Origin of the sequence: Embleya sp. NPDC127516 (assembly GCF_044765325.1) — a bacterium.
Classification (GTDB): Bacteria; Actinomycetota; Actinomycetes; order Streptomycetales; family Streptomycetaceae; genus Embleya.
In genome coordinates, this window is sequence record NZ_JBIWJT010000044.1 from 1 (window position 1) to 15,952 (window position 15,952).

13 protein-coding genes are annotated in these 15,952 nt (G+C 71.1%); 6 read left to right on the forward strand and 7 right to left on the reverse strand.

All coding sequences use genetic code 11. The features are described 5' to 3' along the window. Nucleotides 1-1,980, forward strand: a 1,980-nt coding sequence (locus ACIRL2_RS46170; RefSeq protein ID WP_402240966.1) for an OmpL47-type beta-barrel domain-containing protein, incomplete at its 5' end; no start/stop codon positions are given. Nucleotides 1,981-2,293: 313 nt separating this feature from the next. Continuing rightward, complete coding sequence (locus ACIRL2_RS46175) at nucleotides 2,294-3,481, forward strand: ROK family protein (protein ID WP_395872431.1); 1,188 nt, start codon at nucleotides 2,294-2,296, stop codon at nucleotides 3,479-3,481. Nucleotides 3,482-3,893: 412 nt separating this feature from the next. Here the strand turns inward: ACIRL2_RS46175 and ACIRL2_RS46180 are convergent, their stop codons facing one another. Together ACIRL2_RS46180 and ACIRL2_RS46185 are read right to left on the reverse strand one after the other, a co-directional pair. Then, on the reverse strand, nucleotides 3,894-4,580 hold the full coding sequence (locus ACIRL2_RS46180) for a hypothetical protein (RefSeq protein ID WP_395872433.1): 687 nt from the start codon (nucleotides 4,578-4,580) through the stop codon (nucleotides 3,894-3,896). An 85-nt stretch (nucleotides 4,581-4,665) separates the two neighbouring features. Further along, a complete protein-coding gene (locus tag ACIRL2_RS46185) occupies nucleotides 4,666-5,559 on the reverse strand; it encodes an amidohydrolase family protein (RefSeq protein ID WP_402240968.1) in 894 nt (297 codons plus the stop codon). 331 nt (nucleotides 5,560-5,890) lie between these two features. Between ACIRL2_RS46185 and ACIRL2_RS46190 the strand changes: the two genes are divergently transcribed. After that, nucleotides 5,891-6,202: an L-rhamnose mutarotase gene (locus ACIRL2_RS46190; protein ID WP_395872436.1), complete on the forward strand. Its 312-nt coding sequence runs from the start codon at nucleotides 5,891-5,893 to the stop codon at nucleotides 6,200-6,202. 192 nt (nucleotides 6,203-6,394) lie between these two features. On the opposite strand, the gene ACIRL2_RS46195 is transcribed toward ACIRL2_RS46190, so the two are convergent. The 3 genes from ACIRL2_RS46195 to ACIRL2_RS46205 form a co-directional block, all read right to left on the reverse strand. Further along, entirely contained in the window at nucleotides 6,395-7,339 is a 945-nt protein-coding gene (locus ACIRL2_RS46195; protein ID WP_402240971.1) for an aldo/keto reductase, read from the reverse strand. Nucleotides 7,340-7,441: 102 nt separating this feature from the next. Further along, a complete protein-coding gene (locus ACIRL2_RS46200) occupies nucleotides 7,442-8,230 on the reverse strand; it encodes an SDR family NAD(P)-dependent oxidoreductase (RefSeq protein ID WP_395872440.1) in 789 nt (262 codons plus the stop codon). After that, a complete protein-coding gene (locus tag ACIRL2_RS46205; RefSeq protein WP_395872442.1) occupies nucleotides 8,227-9,621 on the reverse strand; it encodes an L-fuconate dehydratase in 1,395 nt (464 codons plus the stop codon). Before ACIRL2_RS46205 ends, ACIRL2_RS46200 begins: the two co-directional genes overlap by 4 nt. A 322-nt stretch (nucleotides 9,622-9,943) precedes the next feature. Here ACIRL2_RS46205 and ACIRL2_RS46210 point away from each other — a divergent pair, with 322 nt between their 5' ends. Further along, nucleotides 9,944-10,786 carry a fumarylacetoacetate hydrolase family protein gene (locus ACIRL2_RS46210; protein ID WP_395872444.1) on the forward strand — a complete coding sequence of 281 codons (843 nt, stop codon included), beginning with the start codon at nucleotides 9,944-9,946 and terminating at the stop codon, nucleotides 10,784-10,786. A gap of 154 nt (nucleotides 10,787-10,940) precedes the next feature. Here the strand turns inward: ACIRL2_RS46210 and ACIRL2_RS46215 are convergent, their stop codons facing one another. Beyond that, nucleotides 10,941-11,612: a FadR/GntR family transcriptional regulator gene (locus tag ACIRL2_RS46215; RefSeq protein ID WP_395872446.1), complete on the reverse strand. Its 672-nt coding sequence runs from the start codon at nucleotides 11,610-11,612 to the stop codon at nucleotides 10,941-10,943. A gap of 784 nt (nucleotides 11,613-12,396) precedes the next feature. On the opposite strand from ACIRL2_RS46215, the gene ACIRL2_RS46220 reads away from it, so the two are divergent. Both ACIRL2_RS46220 and ACIRL2_RS46225 read left to right on the forward strand, forming a co-directional pair. After that, nucleotides 12,397-12,726, forward strand: a complete 330-nt coding sequence (locus ACIRL2_RS46220; protein ID WP_402240974.1) for a hypothetical protein — start codon at nucleotides 12,397-12,399, stop codon at nucleotides 12,724-12,726. Further along, the gene (locus ACIRL2_RS46225) at nucleotides 12,723-13,376 is read left to right on the forward strand and encodes a response regulator (protein WP_402240977.1); all 654 of its coding nucleotides are present in this window, start codon (nucleotides 12,723-12,725) and stop codon (nucleotides 13,374-13,376) included. Before ACIRL2_RS46220 ends, ACIRL2_RS46225 begins: the two co-directional genes overlap by 4 nt. 199 nt (nucleotides 13,377-13,575) lie before the next feature. On the opposite strand, the gene ACIRL2_RS46230 is transcribed toward ACIRL2_RS46225, so the two are convergent. Then, the gene (locus tag ACIRL2_RS46230; RefSeq protein WP_402240979.1) at nucleotides 13,576-15,846 is read right to left on the reverse strand and encodes an MMPL family transporter; all 2,271 of its coding nucleotides are present in this window, start codon (nucleotides 15,844-15,846) and stop codon (nucleotides 13,576-13,578) included. Nucleotides 15,847-15,952 lie beyond the last annotated feature (106 nt).

Consider the following 15,952-nt stretch of genomic DNA (forward strand, 5'->3'; position numbering starts at 1 on the left):
GTCAGTGCCAAGTACACCGACAAGGGCGCCTCCGGCGCACCCCCGCTGACCTCGCACACCCGCGCCATGCTCCACCCCCGGCACAAGCAGGCCGAGTACTTCACCGCACAGTCCGGGACCCGGCTGATCAACGAGCCGGGCGCGGAGAACGGCAAACGCCTCGGCGACATCAGCGACAACGACTGGATCATGTTCGACCCGGCGAACCTGGCCGGCACCAAGTCGCTTCGCTACCGGCTGTCCTCGCCCACGGGCGGCGGGTCCATCGAGTTGCGCGCGGACTCTCCCACCGGAACGCTTCTGGGCAGCACACCCGTACCGGCCACCGGCGGCTGGAACGACTACCGGATCACCCCCGGCGTGCCACTCACCGCGCTCGCCGGAACGCACAAGCTCTACGTGGTGTTCAAGACGCCGACGAACCACGCCTACGACCTGGACGCGGTCCTGTTCGATCCCGAGGTGGTCACCGGCGAAATCCAGGCGGGCCTGTACACCCTGACGGCCGAGCACAGCGGCAAGAACATGGCCGTGCAGGGGGCCTCGTCGGCCGAGTCCGCGCCGATCGTGCAACAGGCATCGGGCGCCGGCAAGGAACAGAAGTGGCAGGTCGACCCGGTCGGTGACGGCTCGTACACGATCAAGTCGGCGATCGACGGCAAGTGCCTGGAGGTCCCCGGCTGGTCCACCCAACTCGACGTGCAACTCGTGCAGTACACGTGCAACAACGGCGGCAACCAACACTGGAAGCCCACGGTGAGCGCCAGTGCCGGCACATTCGCGCTGGCCAACGTCACGAGCAAGCTGTGTGCGGACGTCGCCGGCGTCGACACGCAGGACGGCGCCAAGGTCGTGCAGTGGACCTGCAACGGCGCGGCCAACCAGAACTGGAGGTTCACCAGGGTCGCCACGGACGCCCAGGCACCGGTGACCAACGCGACGCCCGATCCGGCGCAGCCCACCGGCAAGGACGGTTGGTACACGGCGGCTCCCGTCAACGTGACGCTCGCCGGCGTCGACGAGGCGGGTGGGTCCGGGGTCGCATCCACCGAGTACGACCTGGACGGCGCCGGGTGGGCCGCGTACGACGGAACCCCGGTGAGCGTCAGCGGCGACGGCGAACACAAGCTTCGGTACCGCTCGAAGGACAAGGCGGGCAACACCGAGGAGGGCCGGGAACTGGTGGTCAAGGTCGACGCCACGGCTCCGTTGACCACGGCGGGATTCGCGGCGCCGGGAGACAGCGGCTGGCACCGGGGAGCGATACCCGTCACGCTGAGCGCCGTCGACGCGTCCTCGAAGATCGCGGGAATCGAATTCGCGCTGGACGGCGGCGCCTGGACGCCCTACTCGGACAGCCCGGTGTCGGTGTCCGGCGACGGGGAGCACGTGCTGCGCTACCGCGGTGTCGACCGGGCCGGACTCGTCGAGCCGGAGAAGGCCGCGACGATCAAGATCGACGGGACCAAGCCCGTGCTGTTGGTCGCGGGGGTCGCCGACGGCGCGGTCTATGGCGACGCGCAGGACGTGCGGGTGAGTTGGGAGGCGATCGATCCGACCTCGGGTGTCAAGACGCTCGCGGGCACGCTCGACGCGAAGCCCTTCACCTCCGGCACCGTTCAACCGTTGTTCGCCCTGAGCCTGGGGCAGCACACGGTCGACGTCTCGGCGGCGGACAACGCGGGCAACACGACGACGACCGCGGTCCGCTTCACGGTGACCACGTCGATGCGCGACATGCAGAACCTCGTCGACCGTTTCCGCGGCACGGGATGGTTGTCCGCGACGGCCAGGACCAAGCTCACCCGACAGATCGAGAAGGCCCGGGTGGCCGAGGCGCAGGGCCGGGACGACCGGGCGATGGCCGAACTCGGCAAACTCAAGACCCTCGTCGCCGACCCGAAGGTGGTCCCGAACGTGGATGTGCGCACGGTGATCACCCGCGATGCGAATCGGGTGATCGCCGACATCGAAGGGTGATCGCCGCCTGAACAGGGCGTAATACCCTCAAAGCAGTAACGGTTCGCGATGACGCGCGCCGGCTCGCCCCGAAGTCGCGGCCCCGTTCCGACGGGGTCGCGGCCTTCGCGGTACCGTCGGCACAACTTTGTTATCGAAATGGAAAAAGTTGATGATGCGCCACGCGAACGACGGAAAACCAGGACAAAAGTCCAGTGCCGGTCACCACGTGCCCGTCACCCGTGACGACCCGGGGAAAGGCTCGGCTGCCTCGGCGGGATCGTCGCGGGACGTGGACGATGTGATCCCACCGGATCACGAGGGGGACGAGGCCATGGAAACGCAGTTCGGACCGGAGAACCGTCACCAGGCGCACCTGCTGGAGTTGTTGCGCGACCACGGGCCGCGGTCGCGGAGCGAACTCGGCGACGCCGTGCAGATCTCACGCTCCAAACTGGCCGTCGAGATCGATCGGCTCGTCGAATTGGGCCTGGTGGAGCCGGCCGGACTCGCGGCCTCGCGTGGCGGGCGACGCTCGGGCATCGTACGTATCGCATCCGCCACGCGGTTCGTCGGCGTCGACATCGGCGCGACGTCGATCGATGTCGCCGTCACCAACGGCGAATTGGAAGTGCTCGGCCATCTGACCGAGCCGTGCGACGTGCGCGGCGGCCCCGCGGCGGTGCTCGACCGGGTATTCGCGCTCGTCGACAAACTGCGCGAGGACGACCCGTTCCCACGAGTCCACGGAGTGGGCATCGGCGTCCCGGGACCGGTGAGCTTTCGTGAGGGCATGCCGGTGATCCCACCGATCATGCCCGGCTGGGACCGTTTCCCGATCCGGGATGTGGTCGGCCGACGACTGGACTGTCCCGTCCTGGTGGACAACGACGTGAACATCATGGCCCTGGGGGAACGCCACGCCGGCGTCGCCCGGTCGATCGACGATCTCCTGCTGGTCAAGATCGGTACGGGTATCGGGTGCGGCATCGTCGTCGGCGGCCGGATCTACCGAGGCGTCTCCGGCAGCGCCGGCGACATCGGCCACATCCGACTCGACGAGTCCGGACCGATGTGCGTGTGCGGCAACACCGGCTGCCTGGAGTCCTACTTCTCCGGCTGGGCCCTGGCCCGTGAGGCCGAAGCGGCGGCCGCGTCGGGCGCCTCTCCCTTCCTCGCCCGCAGGTCCGCCGAGAACGGGCCCCTCTCCGCCCGCGACGTCGGCGACGCGGTCACCGCCGGCGACCCCGGCGCGGTGACCATCGTGCGTGAGGGCGCCGCCCGACTCGGCCGGGTGATCGCCGCGCTCGTGAGCTTCTTCAACCCCGCGATGGTGATCATCGGGGGCGGTGTGGCCGGACTCGGCCACCCGCTGCTCGCCGAGATCCGCAGCGTCGTGTATCGCCAGTCGTTGCCCCTGGCGACGGAGAACCTGCCCATCGTGCTGTCCGAACTGGGCGGCGCCGCGGGCGTCGTCGGAGCGACACACCTGATCAGCGACCACGTCCTGACCATCGCGTGAGAACCCCGATCGCCGGACCGGCGCGGGCGGCGGGCCCGATCTCGGTACCCCGCCCCCGGCCCGGCCCGTCGCCGACGACAAGGAGCTCGCGCCGTTACGAGTCCAGCGCGCTGGGAGGCGCTTCGGGCAGCCGGAGGTGCAGGAGGCGTTGTACTCGAAGTGCCACGCCTCGTTGTCGTACATCCGGCACCAGCCGTACTTGCTGCCCTTGGCCTGGAGCCAGGCCTGGGCTCCTCGTAGGGAGCCCGGAACCTTTCCTGGATCACCTCCCGCATTCGCCCCACCCGGTCGAAGCCGACGTGGGACAAGCCATTGCAACCGGATCGGTCCGACCGGCGTTCCCCTCGACCGTGCCCCGCCGACCGGCCGCATCCGCTTCGCCGAACGGCCGCTTCGGCGCGAACCGGTGGGGTCAGCCGATCCCGTCTCCGGTGGTCGTCGAGCCGTCCCCGCCGACACCGAGTTTCCCGGCCCAGGCCAACGCTCCCGCGTGCAGCGCGTCGTGGTCGTCGGTGCCCGCTCCCGGATCGGAGTTCATCAGCTCCGCGAGCACCGCGCCGTCCAGGTCGCGCGCGAGTACGCGGCCGAGGAAGCGCGCGTTGACCTCCCGGTCCCGGTAACCGCACTCGTCGAAGACCCCGGGCAACTCCTCGGCGTCGAGCACGCCGGGCGTGGCGTCGAAGGAGGCCGCCAGTCCGTCGTCCTGGACGAAGTCCGGATAGGACGCGCGTCCCCACGCGAGCGAGCCGGGTTCCCACCAGTAGAGGTAGCCCAGTTCGTAGCCGTCGATCAATGGCCGCAACATCTCGACCGGCAGCCAGGAAGGCGCGCCCGCCAACAGATCCACGGGCTCGTCCCCCGCATAGGTCGTATCGCTGCAGTCGACGTCCTGGCCGTACAGCAGGGCCCGCCCATCCGGTCGCAGCACCAGTGTCCACGCGCCGTTGGAGTGCCAGAACCCGAGTTCGCCCTCCTCGTGCGCATAGTTGGAGGGAAATCGGGGGCTCTTGGTGAGTGCGAGCAACACCGAGGCGGCGGCGCGCGTCCACAACTGCTCGGGAGCGTCGAGGTCTTCCGGAAGTCCGGGTCGATTCGCCATGTCCGCTCCCATCGTCGCGCGCTTGGCCGCCCACCGTATCCTCCGCACTCGGCGACCGGGGACGAGGTCCGATACGGCGCGCGCTTCACCGCCCTCCCCCACCGCCTCGGTCGAACCCTCGGAAGCCGTACACGGCCCGGGCGGTGGCGCCGAAGACGCGATCCCGCTCGGCGGCCGACAGGCCGACGCAGGTGCGCTCCGCGAGCGAGAGGACGTCGTCGTACGACGCCGCGAGTGTGCACACCGGCCAGTCCGAGCCGAACATGGTGCGTTCGGGGCCGAACATCTCCAACGCGTGGCGTGCGTAGGGAAGCACCTGTTCGACCGTCCACGCCCGCCAGTCGGCCTCGGTCACGATGCCGGACAGCTTGACCGCGACGTTGGGCAACGCGGCGATCTCGTGCAGCGCGGCGGCCCAGGGCTCCCAGGCAGCGGCGCCCGCGCCGATATCGGGCTTGCCGATGTGGTCCAGCACGAAGGACTGTTCCGGATGCTCGCGGACGACTCGGCACGCGGCGGCCAACTGGGCCGGCTTGACGAGCAGGTCGTACACGATGCCGGCGCGCGTCAACGCGGCCAGTGCGCGGCCCACATCCGGTCGCAGCAGCCATCGGGGGTCCGGCTCGTCCTGTACCAGGTGCCGGATCCCGACCAGGCGCTCGCCACCCGGTCCGGCACGCAGCTCGGCCACCCGATCGGCGACGTCGGGTGCGGTCAGGTCCACCCAGCCGACCACCGCGACGACCGGCGTGGTCGGATCGGCCGCCACGGCCAGGAGTTCGGCGCTCTCCGCGGTGTCCGTGACCGCCTGGACCGCGATGGTCGCGATCTCACCCGGGTTCGGTACGGCTGCCGCGAGTTCGGCCGACCCGAATCGACCGCGCAGCGGATCGGCCCAGGGGCCGTCCATCCAGCCGTACTCGCGTTCGTCGGTATCCCACAGGTGGTGGTGCGCGTCGACTCGGACGGGAACCTTCACACCGCCTCCACACGAACGCGCGGCACGACGCCGCGCTCGGGGCGCGCGACACCGGGAGCTCCTGCACGCGGATCTTTCACGAAAACGCCCCTCCCGATCTCGTAAATCTCCCACACCCGACCGTCATTCATCGGGTCACTCAAGACATTAAGCCCGAATTGCCGGAATTTCTGTGAACATTCCCTCGAATTGATAGGACCACTGAAACGTCATGATCGGTACGGTGTCAAGACTTGACGCCGCGCCGCCCTCACGGGATACCTGTGATCCGACCACGTCGGACCCAGCGACGCGCCGTCGAATCACCACCGACACCAAGGAGTTCGAAGCCATGCGCGTAGCCCTGCACACCCGACTCGCAGCGGGCCGCGAGAGCGAGTACGAGCAAGCCCACCGCGAGGTACCGGAGCCCTTGATCGCGGCGATCAAGGCGGGCGGCGCCCACGAGTGGAACATCTGGCGCAGCGGCCGGGACCTGTTCCACCTGATCGAGTGCGACGACTACGCCGCACTGCTCGCGTCCCTTGCCGACTTGCCGGTCAACATCGAATGGCAGGCCCGGATGGGCGAGTTGACCGAGGTCGCGCACGACTACTCGGCCGAAGGGGCCGACGCGAGCCTGCCGCTGATCTGGAGCCTGTGACCTCACGACCGCGCCCCCGGTGGTGATTCCGGAGCCGGAGTCGCCACCGGGGGCGCGGTCGCGCACGAGCGACGCGCCCTGGGCGTTCGACGCGGCATACCTGAGCACGTGGCACCGTGCGGCGGGGCCCGTTTCCCCGGTGGGGAAACGGGCCCGTCGGCTCGCCCTGCCCCGGTGCGGGGCGAGTCGGTCTCAGGTCGCGGCGGCGAGTTCGGCCCACAGGGCCGCCGGGACGTCCCACTCTCCCATCGCGACCGTGTCGGCCGCCTCCTCCGGGCTGCGGGCACCGACCAGGACGGTGGCGACCGCGGGGTGTGCCGCGGCGAAGCCGATCGCCGCGGCGCGCAGTGGCACGTCGTAGCCCGCGCAGATCGCCTTCAGCCGCAGCGCGCGGGCGAGCACGTCGGCGTCGGCCGGTGCGTAGTCGAAGTGGGCGCCGGGACGCGGGTCGGCGAGCAGACCGCTGTTGAACACCCCGCCCGCCAGTACCGAGACGCCGCGCTTCGCACAGTGGTCGAGCAACGGGCCGCCGCTGCGGTCGAGCAGGGTGTACCGGCCGGCGAGCAGTACGCAGTCCACGTCGGTTTCGGCGACGAATCGATCGAGCATCGCGGACTGGTTCATCCCGACCCCGATCGCGCCCACGACGCCCTGCTCGCGCAGTGCCACCAGGGCGGGCACGGCCTCGTGCGCGGCCTGCTCCCAGTGGTCGTCGGGGTCGTGCACGAGGGCGATGTCGATCCGGTCCAACCCCAGGCGTTCCAGGCTGGATTCGAGGCTGCGCCGCACGCCGTCGGCGGAGTAGTCGCGTACGCGGCGCCGGTGCGGCGTGTCGACGAACCCCTCCGCGGCGGTGGGCGCGGCCGGGTCGTCGACCAGGAGGCGGCCGACCTTGGTGGAGAGCGTGTACGCGTCGCGCGGGTATCCGCGCAGGGCGGCGCCGAGCCGCGTCTCGGACAGGCCCACGCCGTAGTGCGGGGCGGTGTCGAAGCAGCGGATCCCGGCCGCCCACGCGGCCTCGACGCTCGCGCGCGCCTGGGCGTCGGTGCCGGCCGTGTACAGGTTGCCGAACGCCGCCGCGCCCAGGCCGATCGAGGTCGCGACGACGCGCGTGTCGCCGATGCGATTGCTTTCCACGAACGATGCTCCTTGTCCGGTGGACGGGCGTGCGGCCGGGCAGGCGAAGTGGACGCTTCGCCTGCCCGGACTCCACGATCCCGGCGTCTTCGCGATGGGGCGTTACTCCGGCCGCAGCCGCAGGCCCTGCATGCCGCCGTCGACGGCGAGCGAGGTGCCGGTGGTGGAGGCGGCCAGGGGACTCGCCAGCGAGCAGATCGCGAACGCGACCTCGTCGGCGCCGACGAGCCGACCCATCGGCTGGCGCGCGGCCAGGGCCGCCCGCTCGCGTGCGGGGTCGTCGGCCGCGTCCAGCAGTCGGCCGACCCAGGGCGTGTCGGCGGTACCGGGATTGACGCAGTTCACCCGGATGCCTTCCCGCACGTGGTCGGCCGCCATCGCGAGGGTGAGCGCCAGCACCGCACCCTTGGAGGCGGAGTACAGCGCGCGTTGCGGCAGACCCGCGGTCGCGGCGATCGAGCAGGTGTTGACGACGGCCGCGTGTGCGGAAACGCGCAGGTACGGCAGCGCGGCGCGGGTGACCCGGACCAGGCCGACGACGTTGACGTCCAGCACCCGGTGCCACTCGGCGTCGTCGTTGTCGGCGACGGTGCCGGCCGCGCCGATGCCGGCGTTGTTGACCACGATGTCCAGGCCGCCGAGGAGTTCGGCGGCGGCCCGGACGGCCGCGGTGACCGAGGCGTCGTCGGTGACGTCGGCGGTGAACGCGGGCAGTTCCCGGTCACCGGCGAGGGCGGCGGGGTCGCGGTCGAGTATCGCCACGCGCGCGCCGCGGGCGGTCAGCATCCGGGCGGTGGCCAGGCCGATCCCGGACGCGCCGCCGGTGACCAGGGCGGTGCGGCCGGCGAAGTCCCCGGACGGGGTGGAAACCGGTGCGGGCGGGTTGCTCACGCGGACACCTCCACGGGAAGCGCCTGTGCGGCGCGGTCGGCGACCCAGAACTCGCCGTCGGGGTGGCGGAATCGGGCGATCGAGGCGGGTTTCATGGTCGCGGAGAAGCCGGGCCCGGTAGGCGCCCGGTAGTTCCCGTCGACGATCACGACCGGGTCGACGAAATGCTCGTGCAGGTGGTCGACGTACTCGATGACCCGGTCGTCGATCCGACCGCTGACCGCGACGTAGTCGAACATCGACAGGTGCTGGACGAGTTCGCACAGGCCCACGCCGCCGGCGTGCGGGCACACCGGGACGTCGAATTTGGCGGCGAGCAGCAGGATCGCGATGTTCTCGTTGACGCCGCCGACCCGGCAGGCGTCGATCTGCACGAAGTCGATCGCCTGCGCCTGGAGCAGTTGCTTGAAGACGATCCGGTTCTGCACGTGCTCGCCGGTGGCGACCTTGACCGGGGCGATCGCCTTGCGGATCGCCGCGTGCCCCAACACCTCGTCCGGGCTGGTCGGTTCCTCGATCCAGTGTGGGTCGAACTCGGCGAGCGAGCGCATCCGATCGATCGCCTCGTCGACCTCCCAGCGCTGGTTGGCGTCCACCGCGATGCGGATGTCCGGGCCGACGCTCTCCCGGGCGATCCGGCAGCGGCGGATGTCGTCGGCCGGGTCGGCGCCGACCTTGAGCTTGATCTGGGTGAAGCCTTCGGCGACGGCCTCGCGGCACAACCGGGCGAGTTTGTCGTCGTCGTAGCCCAGCCATCCGGGCGAGGTCGTGTACGCGGGATACCCGTCGCGGCGCAGCGCCCGGGCGCGTTCGGCGCGGGTGGGTTCGGCGCGGCGCAGGATCTCCAGCGCGTCCTCGCGGGTGAGCGCGTCGCCGAGGTAGCGGAAGTCGACGAGGTCGACGATCTGTTCCGGCGTCAGGTCGGCGAGCAGCTGCCACAGGGGTTTGCCGGCACGCTTGGCCTTGAGGTCCCACGCGGCGTTGACGACGGCGGAGATGGCCATGTGCATGATGCCCTTCTCCGGGCCCAGCCAGCGGAACTGGCTGTCGCCGACCAGGGACCGGGAGAACGCGCCGAGGTCGTCGAGCAGGTCGTCGAGCGGGCGGCCGACCACGTGGGGGCGCAGCGCGTCGATCGCGGCGACCTGTACGTCGTTGCCGCGGCCGATCGTGAAGGAGAAGCCGTGGCCCTCGTGGCCGTCGCCGGCGTCGGTGCGGAGCACGACGTAGGCCGCCGAGTAGTCGGGGTCCGGGTTCATCGCGTCGGACCCGTCGAGTTCCCGGGAGGTCGGGAAGCGGATGTCGGCCGTCGCGAGCTCGGTGACGACGTGTGGGGTCCGTGGCGTGGGCCGGGTGGGCCGGCTCACGCCGTTCGGGTGCTGCGGGGTCACGTGTGGCTCCTCGGTTCTCGGCCGTGCGGCCCGGCCGCCGCGAACGGGATGGGTTCCCTGGAACGGGTTCCCGGTGGTGGGCTCCCGGTGGCGGGTGTCCGGGGCGGGCGTGGCTCTGACGCTCCAGACATCCGATGTATATCGCGACTGGCGTCCGCCCGTCCAGCATTCCTCCGATCAATACTTGACTTCTGTTCGGCCATTGACCGTAATCGACTTGTTTTGTCGCCTCATCTGACATATACATCGGATGACTAGTCGGTCGACTGCTGGTCGGCCGCCCCAGACGAACGACACGTTCGAGATGCCAGAGGAGATCGCTGTGAAGCTAGTCCGCGTGGGCGCGCCCGGTTGTGAACGCCCGGCCGTGCTGGACCGGGGTGGGGTCCTGCGCGACCTGTCGGGCGTGGTCGGCGACATCGACGCGGCGTTGCTCGCGGATCTCTCGGTACTGCCGGATCCGGCGTCGTTGCCGGTGCTCGACGCGCCCGCCGGCGTACGGTTCGGGCCGCCGCTCGCCCGCCCCGGCAAGATCGTGTGCGTCGGGTTGAACTACCACGACCACGCGCGCGAGACCGGCGCGGAGACACCCGCCGAACCGATCGTGTTCATGAAGGCTCCCGACACGGTGGTCGGTCCCGACGACACGGTGCTGGTGCCGCGCGCGTCGAGGGCCACCGACTGGGAGGTCGAGCTCGCGGTGGTGATCGGCCGTACCGCCGCGTATCTGACCGCGGATCAGGATCCGTTGGGGTATGTGGCCGGCTACGCGATCAGCCACGACGTCTCCGAGCGCGACTTCCAACTCCTGCGCGGCGGCCAGTGGGACAAGGGCAAGAACTGCGCGACGTTCAATCCGCTGGGCCCATGGCTGGTCACCGCCGACGAGGTGCCCGACCCCCAGGCCCTCGCGCTGACCCTGAGCGTGAACGGCACGCTCCGGCAGAACGGGTCGACGGCCGACATGATCTTCCCTGTCGCGTTCCTGGTCGCGTACCTGTCGCAGTTCATGACGCTGTACCCGGGCGATGTGATCAACACCGGGACTCCCGCGGGTGTCGCCCTGGGGCAGCCCGACCCCAAGCCGTACCTGCGCGCCGGCGACACCGTCGAGTTGGCCGTCACCGGGCTGGGCACGCAGCGACAGACCTTCGCCGACGCCTGATCCCTCGGAGGTGTCGCGCCCGCCGGGTCCGTCCGGCGGGCCGTGCGGCCCGCGGGGTGTGCGGGTTGTCCCGTGCGTGTGCGGCGGGTCCGGCGCGTCGGCGGGTGTGCGCGGCCGCCCGGCCCGTCGAACGCCCGCGCGGCCCGTCGACGCGTCATGCCATCTTGCGCAGCCACTGCTCGACACCCGCGATGTGCGCCGTCGACCACGCACGTGCCGCCTCCGCGTCGCCGCTCTCCAACGCGTCCACGATCGCCTGGTGTTCGCGCACCGTCTGCGCCCACGAATCGCCCTGGGTCAGCCCGCGCCAGACCCGGGCGCGCATGGTGGGGCTGGAGAGCGAGTCCAGCAGCGAGCACAGCACCACGTTGCCGCTGAAGCCGGCGATCGCCTGGTGGAAGCGCAGATCCTGGTCGATCAGCTGCTCGGGCGTCGGGTGCGGATCGTCCACCTGTGCCAGGGCGCGCAACTCGGCGATCCCGGCGTCGTCGACGCGTTCCGCCGCCAGCGCGGTGGCGGCCGGCTCCAGGATCCGACGGACCTGGAGGAAGTCGAGCACGCTCTTGTCGTGGTGGAAGTCCACGACGAACGCGATCGCGCCCATGAGCAGCCCCGGTTCCAGGCTGGTCACGTAGGTACCGTCGCCCTGCCGCACGTCCAGGATCTGGATCAGCGACAGCGCCTTGACCGCCTCGCGCAACGAGTTGCGCGAGAGCCCCAGCTTCGTGGCCAGGTCGGCTTCCTTGGGAAGCTTGTCGCCGGGCTTGAGTTCCCCGGAGACGATCATCTCCTTGATCCTGTCGATGGCTTCGTCCGTCACAGCCACGCCGATGATCCTTCCAGAGGTCCGATGACTACCAGTATGACGGGCCCGGGATCAAGAAGACAGCGCGTCCGGATCTCAGCGCGCCGAGTACTCCCCCGCGCACCCGCGCCCCGGGTCACGCCGGGTTCGGCGCTGGGCTGATCCGCCGCACCATCGGTGCGGGCACAGCGGCTCGAACATGCGGTAGCGGCAGGCTCGACAGGTCCTCGACGGCGCACGCGTCACCGTCCCCGCCGAGCCGGGCACACGTGCCGTCCGCGGCGACCACGAGCGGCGGCAACACGGGCATCCCGCTCCGGGACGATCCGGCAAGGTCACGTAAAGGTCACCGTCGCGCGCGCCACGGCGCCCCCGCAGGCCCTCAGCCGTCCGATCTTCCGCGACGCGCCAGGAACGAATCCCGTACACGGCGTGACCGTTGCCCGCCGGCCATACCCCATCTCGCGCGACCGCGTCCTGATTCCGGCGAGACCCGACCGGTCGGGCGAGGCCGATGCCAGGTCGTCTCGCCGGCGACGGTGGGTACCACCGAGCGGCGCGCGTCGTTCGCGAGCGGCACGGCACGGAGGCGTTCGCGGCCTCTCCCTCCCCCTTGTCGCGCGGCTCCCGGATGGGGCGCGACGGTGGGAATGGCCGGCGGAACGCGCCTTGTCCTGCAGGGCGTCGCGCTCGACGTCGCCGAGGGCGAGGTCCTCGGTGTAGTTGATCGATGCGCCCGTCATGTACGAGAACTCCGCGGCGGCCAGGGACAATACCGCGGCGGCGATCTCGGTGGCAGGAGGGGTTGGCCAACGTCGCCCGGCACGGCGGGTCGGATCCGACCGTCCGGGTCGTCGTCGGGCCCGACCCCTCGGGCGCCACCCGGGTGGAGATCGCGAACCACGGTGGGAAGGCACCGAGCGGGGCCCGGGACGGCGGGTCCCGGCCGGATCAGGGACTGGGTCTCGTCGGGCTGCGCGAGCGGATGACCCTGCTCGGCGGTACGTTGCACGCCGGCCCCGACCCCGGGTCCGACCCGACGGCCGAGGTGGGCCGGCTGCTCGTGGCCACGTTGCCGGCCGGTCCCGCCGACCGCTTCCTGGCCGCCTCGGTCGAAGCGGGGGCGGCCCGATGATCCGGCTCCTGATCGTCAACGATCAACGACTCGTCCGCGCGGGCCTGCGCATGCTGTGCGCGCCGGCCGACGACCTGGAGGTGGTCGCGGAGGCCGGAAACGGCCAGGAGGCCACCCGGCTCGCCGCGCGCCTGCGTCCCGACGTCGTCCTGATGGACCTGCACATGCCCGGCATGGACGGCGCCGAGGCCACCCGCCGGATCCTGGCCGAGCGGCCGACGACCAAGGTGGTGGTGCTCACCACGTTCGACGACGACGATCACCTCTACCCCGCGCCGACCGCCGGCGCCTGCGGCTTCCTGGCCAAGGACGTCGCCCCGGAGGAGCTCCTGGACGCGATCCGCCGCGCGGCCGCCGGGAATTCGCCCTTCAGCCCGGCGACGCTGCGCCGCGTGGTCGCCCGAGCCGTCGCGGCCGAGACCACGCCGGACCCGCAGGCGCCGACCGAGGGGACGCGGCTGACCAGGCGCGAGATCGAGGTGCTCACCCTGGTGGGCCACGGTCTCTCCAACCCGGAGATCGCCGACCGCCTCCACGTGGGCGTGACGACGGTCAAGTCCCACTTGGCCACCATGATGGGCAAGACCGGGACGAACAACCGTGTACGCCTGGCCGTCCTGGCCGCACGCATGGGCCTACTCACGGAGTGACGCCCGCCGACCGGCAGGCGGCGCGGGCCCGTTGCCAACGACGCGGGACACGCGACGGGCCAGGCGCAGGCGTCCGGTCACGGAGACCGCGCCTGCCCCAACCCCCATCGATCACGTGCCCCAACCCCCCGGCCACAGCCGCGACGGGTACTGGGTGACGCGCTGAGGTGCCGGATGCCCAGGGCGGGCAGGAGTTGAGTCAACGGTCGACCAGCCGTGGACGCGGGGCCTCACCCGTGGATTCCAAGTCGGTGTCGTCGGTGCCGACCGGGCCGCGGGGAAGCATCCGGTCCAGCCACTTCGGCAGCCACCAGTTGGCCCGGCCGAGGAGTGTCATGGTCGCCGGTACCAGCACCATGCGTACGACCGTGGCGTCGATGAAGATCGCGGTGGCCAGGCCGAGCCCGAACATTTTGATGGAGGGGTCGTCGGCGACGGCGAAGGACGTGAAGACCGCCACCATGATGAGGGCGGCCGAGGTGATGATCCGGGCGGTGCCCGAGACGCCCTCGACGATCGCCGTGCCGTTGTCGCCGGTGCGCAGGTACTCCTCGCGTACGCGGGAGAGGAGGAACACCTCGTAGTCCATCGACAGGCCGAACAGGATGGCGAAGAGGAACATCGGGATGAACGACACGATCGGAACCGTCGCTTCCAGCCCGATGAGTGCGCCTCCCCAGCCCCACTGGAAGACCGCGACCATGATGCCGTAGGCCGCGCCGATGCTCAGCAGATTCAGCAGTACCGCCTTGAGCGGTACGAGTATCGAGCGGAAGACCAGCATCAGCAGCAGGAACGACATCGCCAGCACGGCGGCGACGAACATCGGCAGGCGTTGGCTGGTGCGTTGGCCCACATCGGACAGGCTCGCGGTGGCGCCGCCGATGTGGGCCCTGGCCGGGCCGTGCCCGATCGCCGTGGGCAGCACGTCGGTGCGCAGCCGGGCGATGGTGTCGGCCGTGGCCTTGTCCTGAGGGCTGGTGGTCGGGAACACCACGAGGGTCGCGATGCCGGTGGCCCGATCGATGTGCGTCGGCGCGACGGCTGCGATGCCCGGATCCGCCGCGACCGTTGCGACGAGTCGGTCCAGCACTCCCGGATCACCGGTGGGGTCCGCGGCGATGACGAGAGGACCGTTGGTGCCCGGGCCGAACCCCTCGGCGACGAGGTCGTAGGCCCGGCGCTCGGTACGGCTGTGCGGCAGTGAGCCGTCGTCGGGCAGGCCGACGCGCAGGCCGAGCACGGGCAGCGTCGCGGTCAGCAGCAGCCCCGCCGCGCCGACCGCGTACGGCATCGGGTGCCGGCTGACGTGCCCGATCCAGCGACGCCACCCGGCGGCGTGGGCGGCGCCTGTCGCCGGGCCCCGCCGCCGTGCGAGTCGGCCGGGCTTCCAGGTCTGCAGAGCCCGGCCGATCCGGCCGGCCCGGGCCAGGCGTGGGCCGGCGGCGCCGAGGAAGGCCGGCAGCAGCGTCACCGACGCGAGCACCATGGTCAGGACGACGATCGAGACGGCGAGCCCGCCCACCGTCATGAACGGTACGTTCGCGACCGCCATGCCGAGGATCGATACGACGACGGTGCCGCCGGCGAAGACCACGGGCCTCCCCGCCGTGGCCACCGCTCGCCCCGCCGCCTCGCGGGGATCGAGCCCGCGCGCGAGGTACTCCCGGTGCCTGGCGAGCACGAACAGCGCGTAGTCGATGCCCACTCCGAGCCCGACCATGCTGCCCAGGACAGGGGCGAAGGTCGGGACGTCCGTCACCCCCGCCAGTACCGTCATCGCGGCAACCCCGACGGTCAGCCCGAAGACCGCCATGCCGATCGGCAGCGCGGCGGCGACGAGCGAACCGAACGCCAGGAACAGGATCGCGGCCGCGGCGAGGATGCCGATCAGCTCGCTTGTGCCGCCGTTGGGGTCGGAGAAGGCGTAGAAGAGGTTCCCGCCCATCTCGATGCGCAGGGGCAGTTCGGCGCGCAGCCGGTCGCCGAGATCGACGAGGGCGTCGAGGTCTTCGGCCGACAGCCGGCTCTGGTCGGGGTACTGCACCCGGACGACCGCGATCCGCCCGTCGGCCGAGACAAGGCCGTCGCGCACGGTGGTGTCCCCGCCTGCGTCGAGTGCCCCCGCCGGGTCGCTCGTGCCGAGCACGTGCGGCAGCCGCCGCACCTCGGTCTGCAGCCGAGTGAGAGCGGTGCGCGCGCTGCCGTGGTCGAAGAACGTCGCACCGCCGTCGAGGGGGGTGACGACCACTTGGGCGGTCATCCCCTCCTGGCCGGTGCCGGCCCGCTCGATCAGTTGCGCGGCCCGTTGGGAGTCCAGGCCCGGAGCGGTCATCGAATCCGCGGTCCGCCCGCCGATGGCGATCGCGGCGAGGACGGCAAGCGTGGCGGCAATCAGCCACGCCGCGATCACCCGCCACGGATGGCGGGCGGCGCTTGCGCCCAGGCGCAACAGGGCTTTCGAGAGCATCGGTTCCTCCAACCACCGCGGCGGCCGTCCGTGTACGGCCGCCGATGCCGAGGTTCGTCGCCACGGCGCTCCGCGGCATCGGCTCGCGGGCCGCGGATCGGTCGGC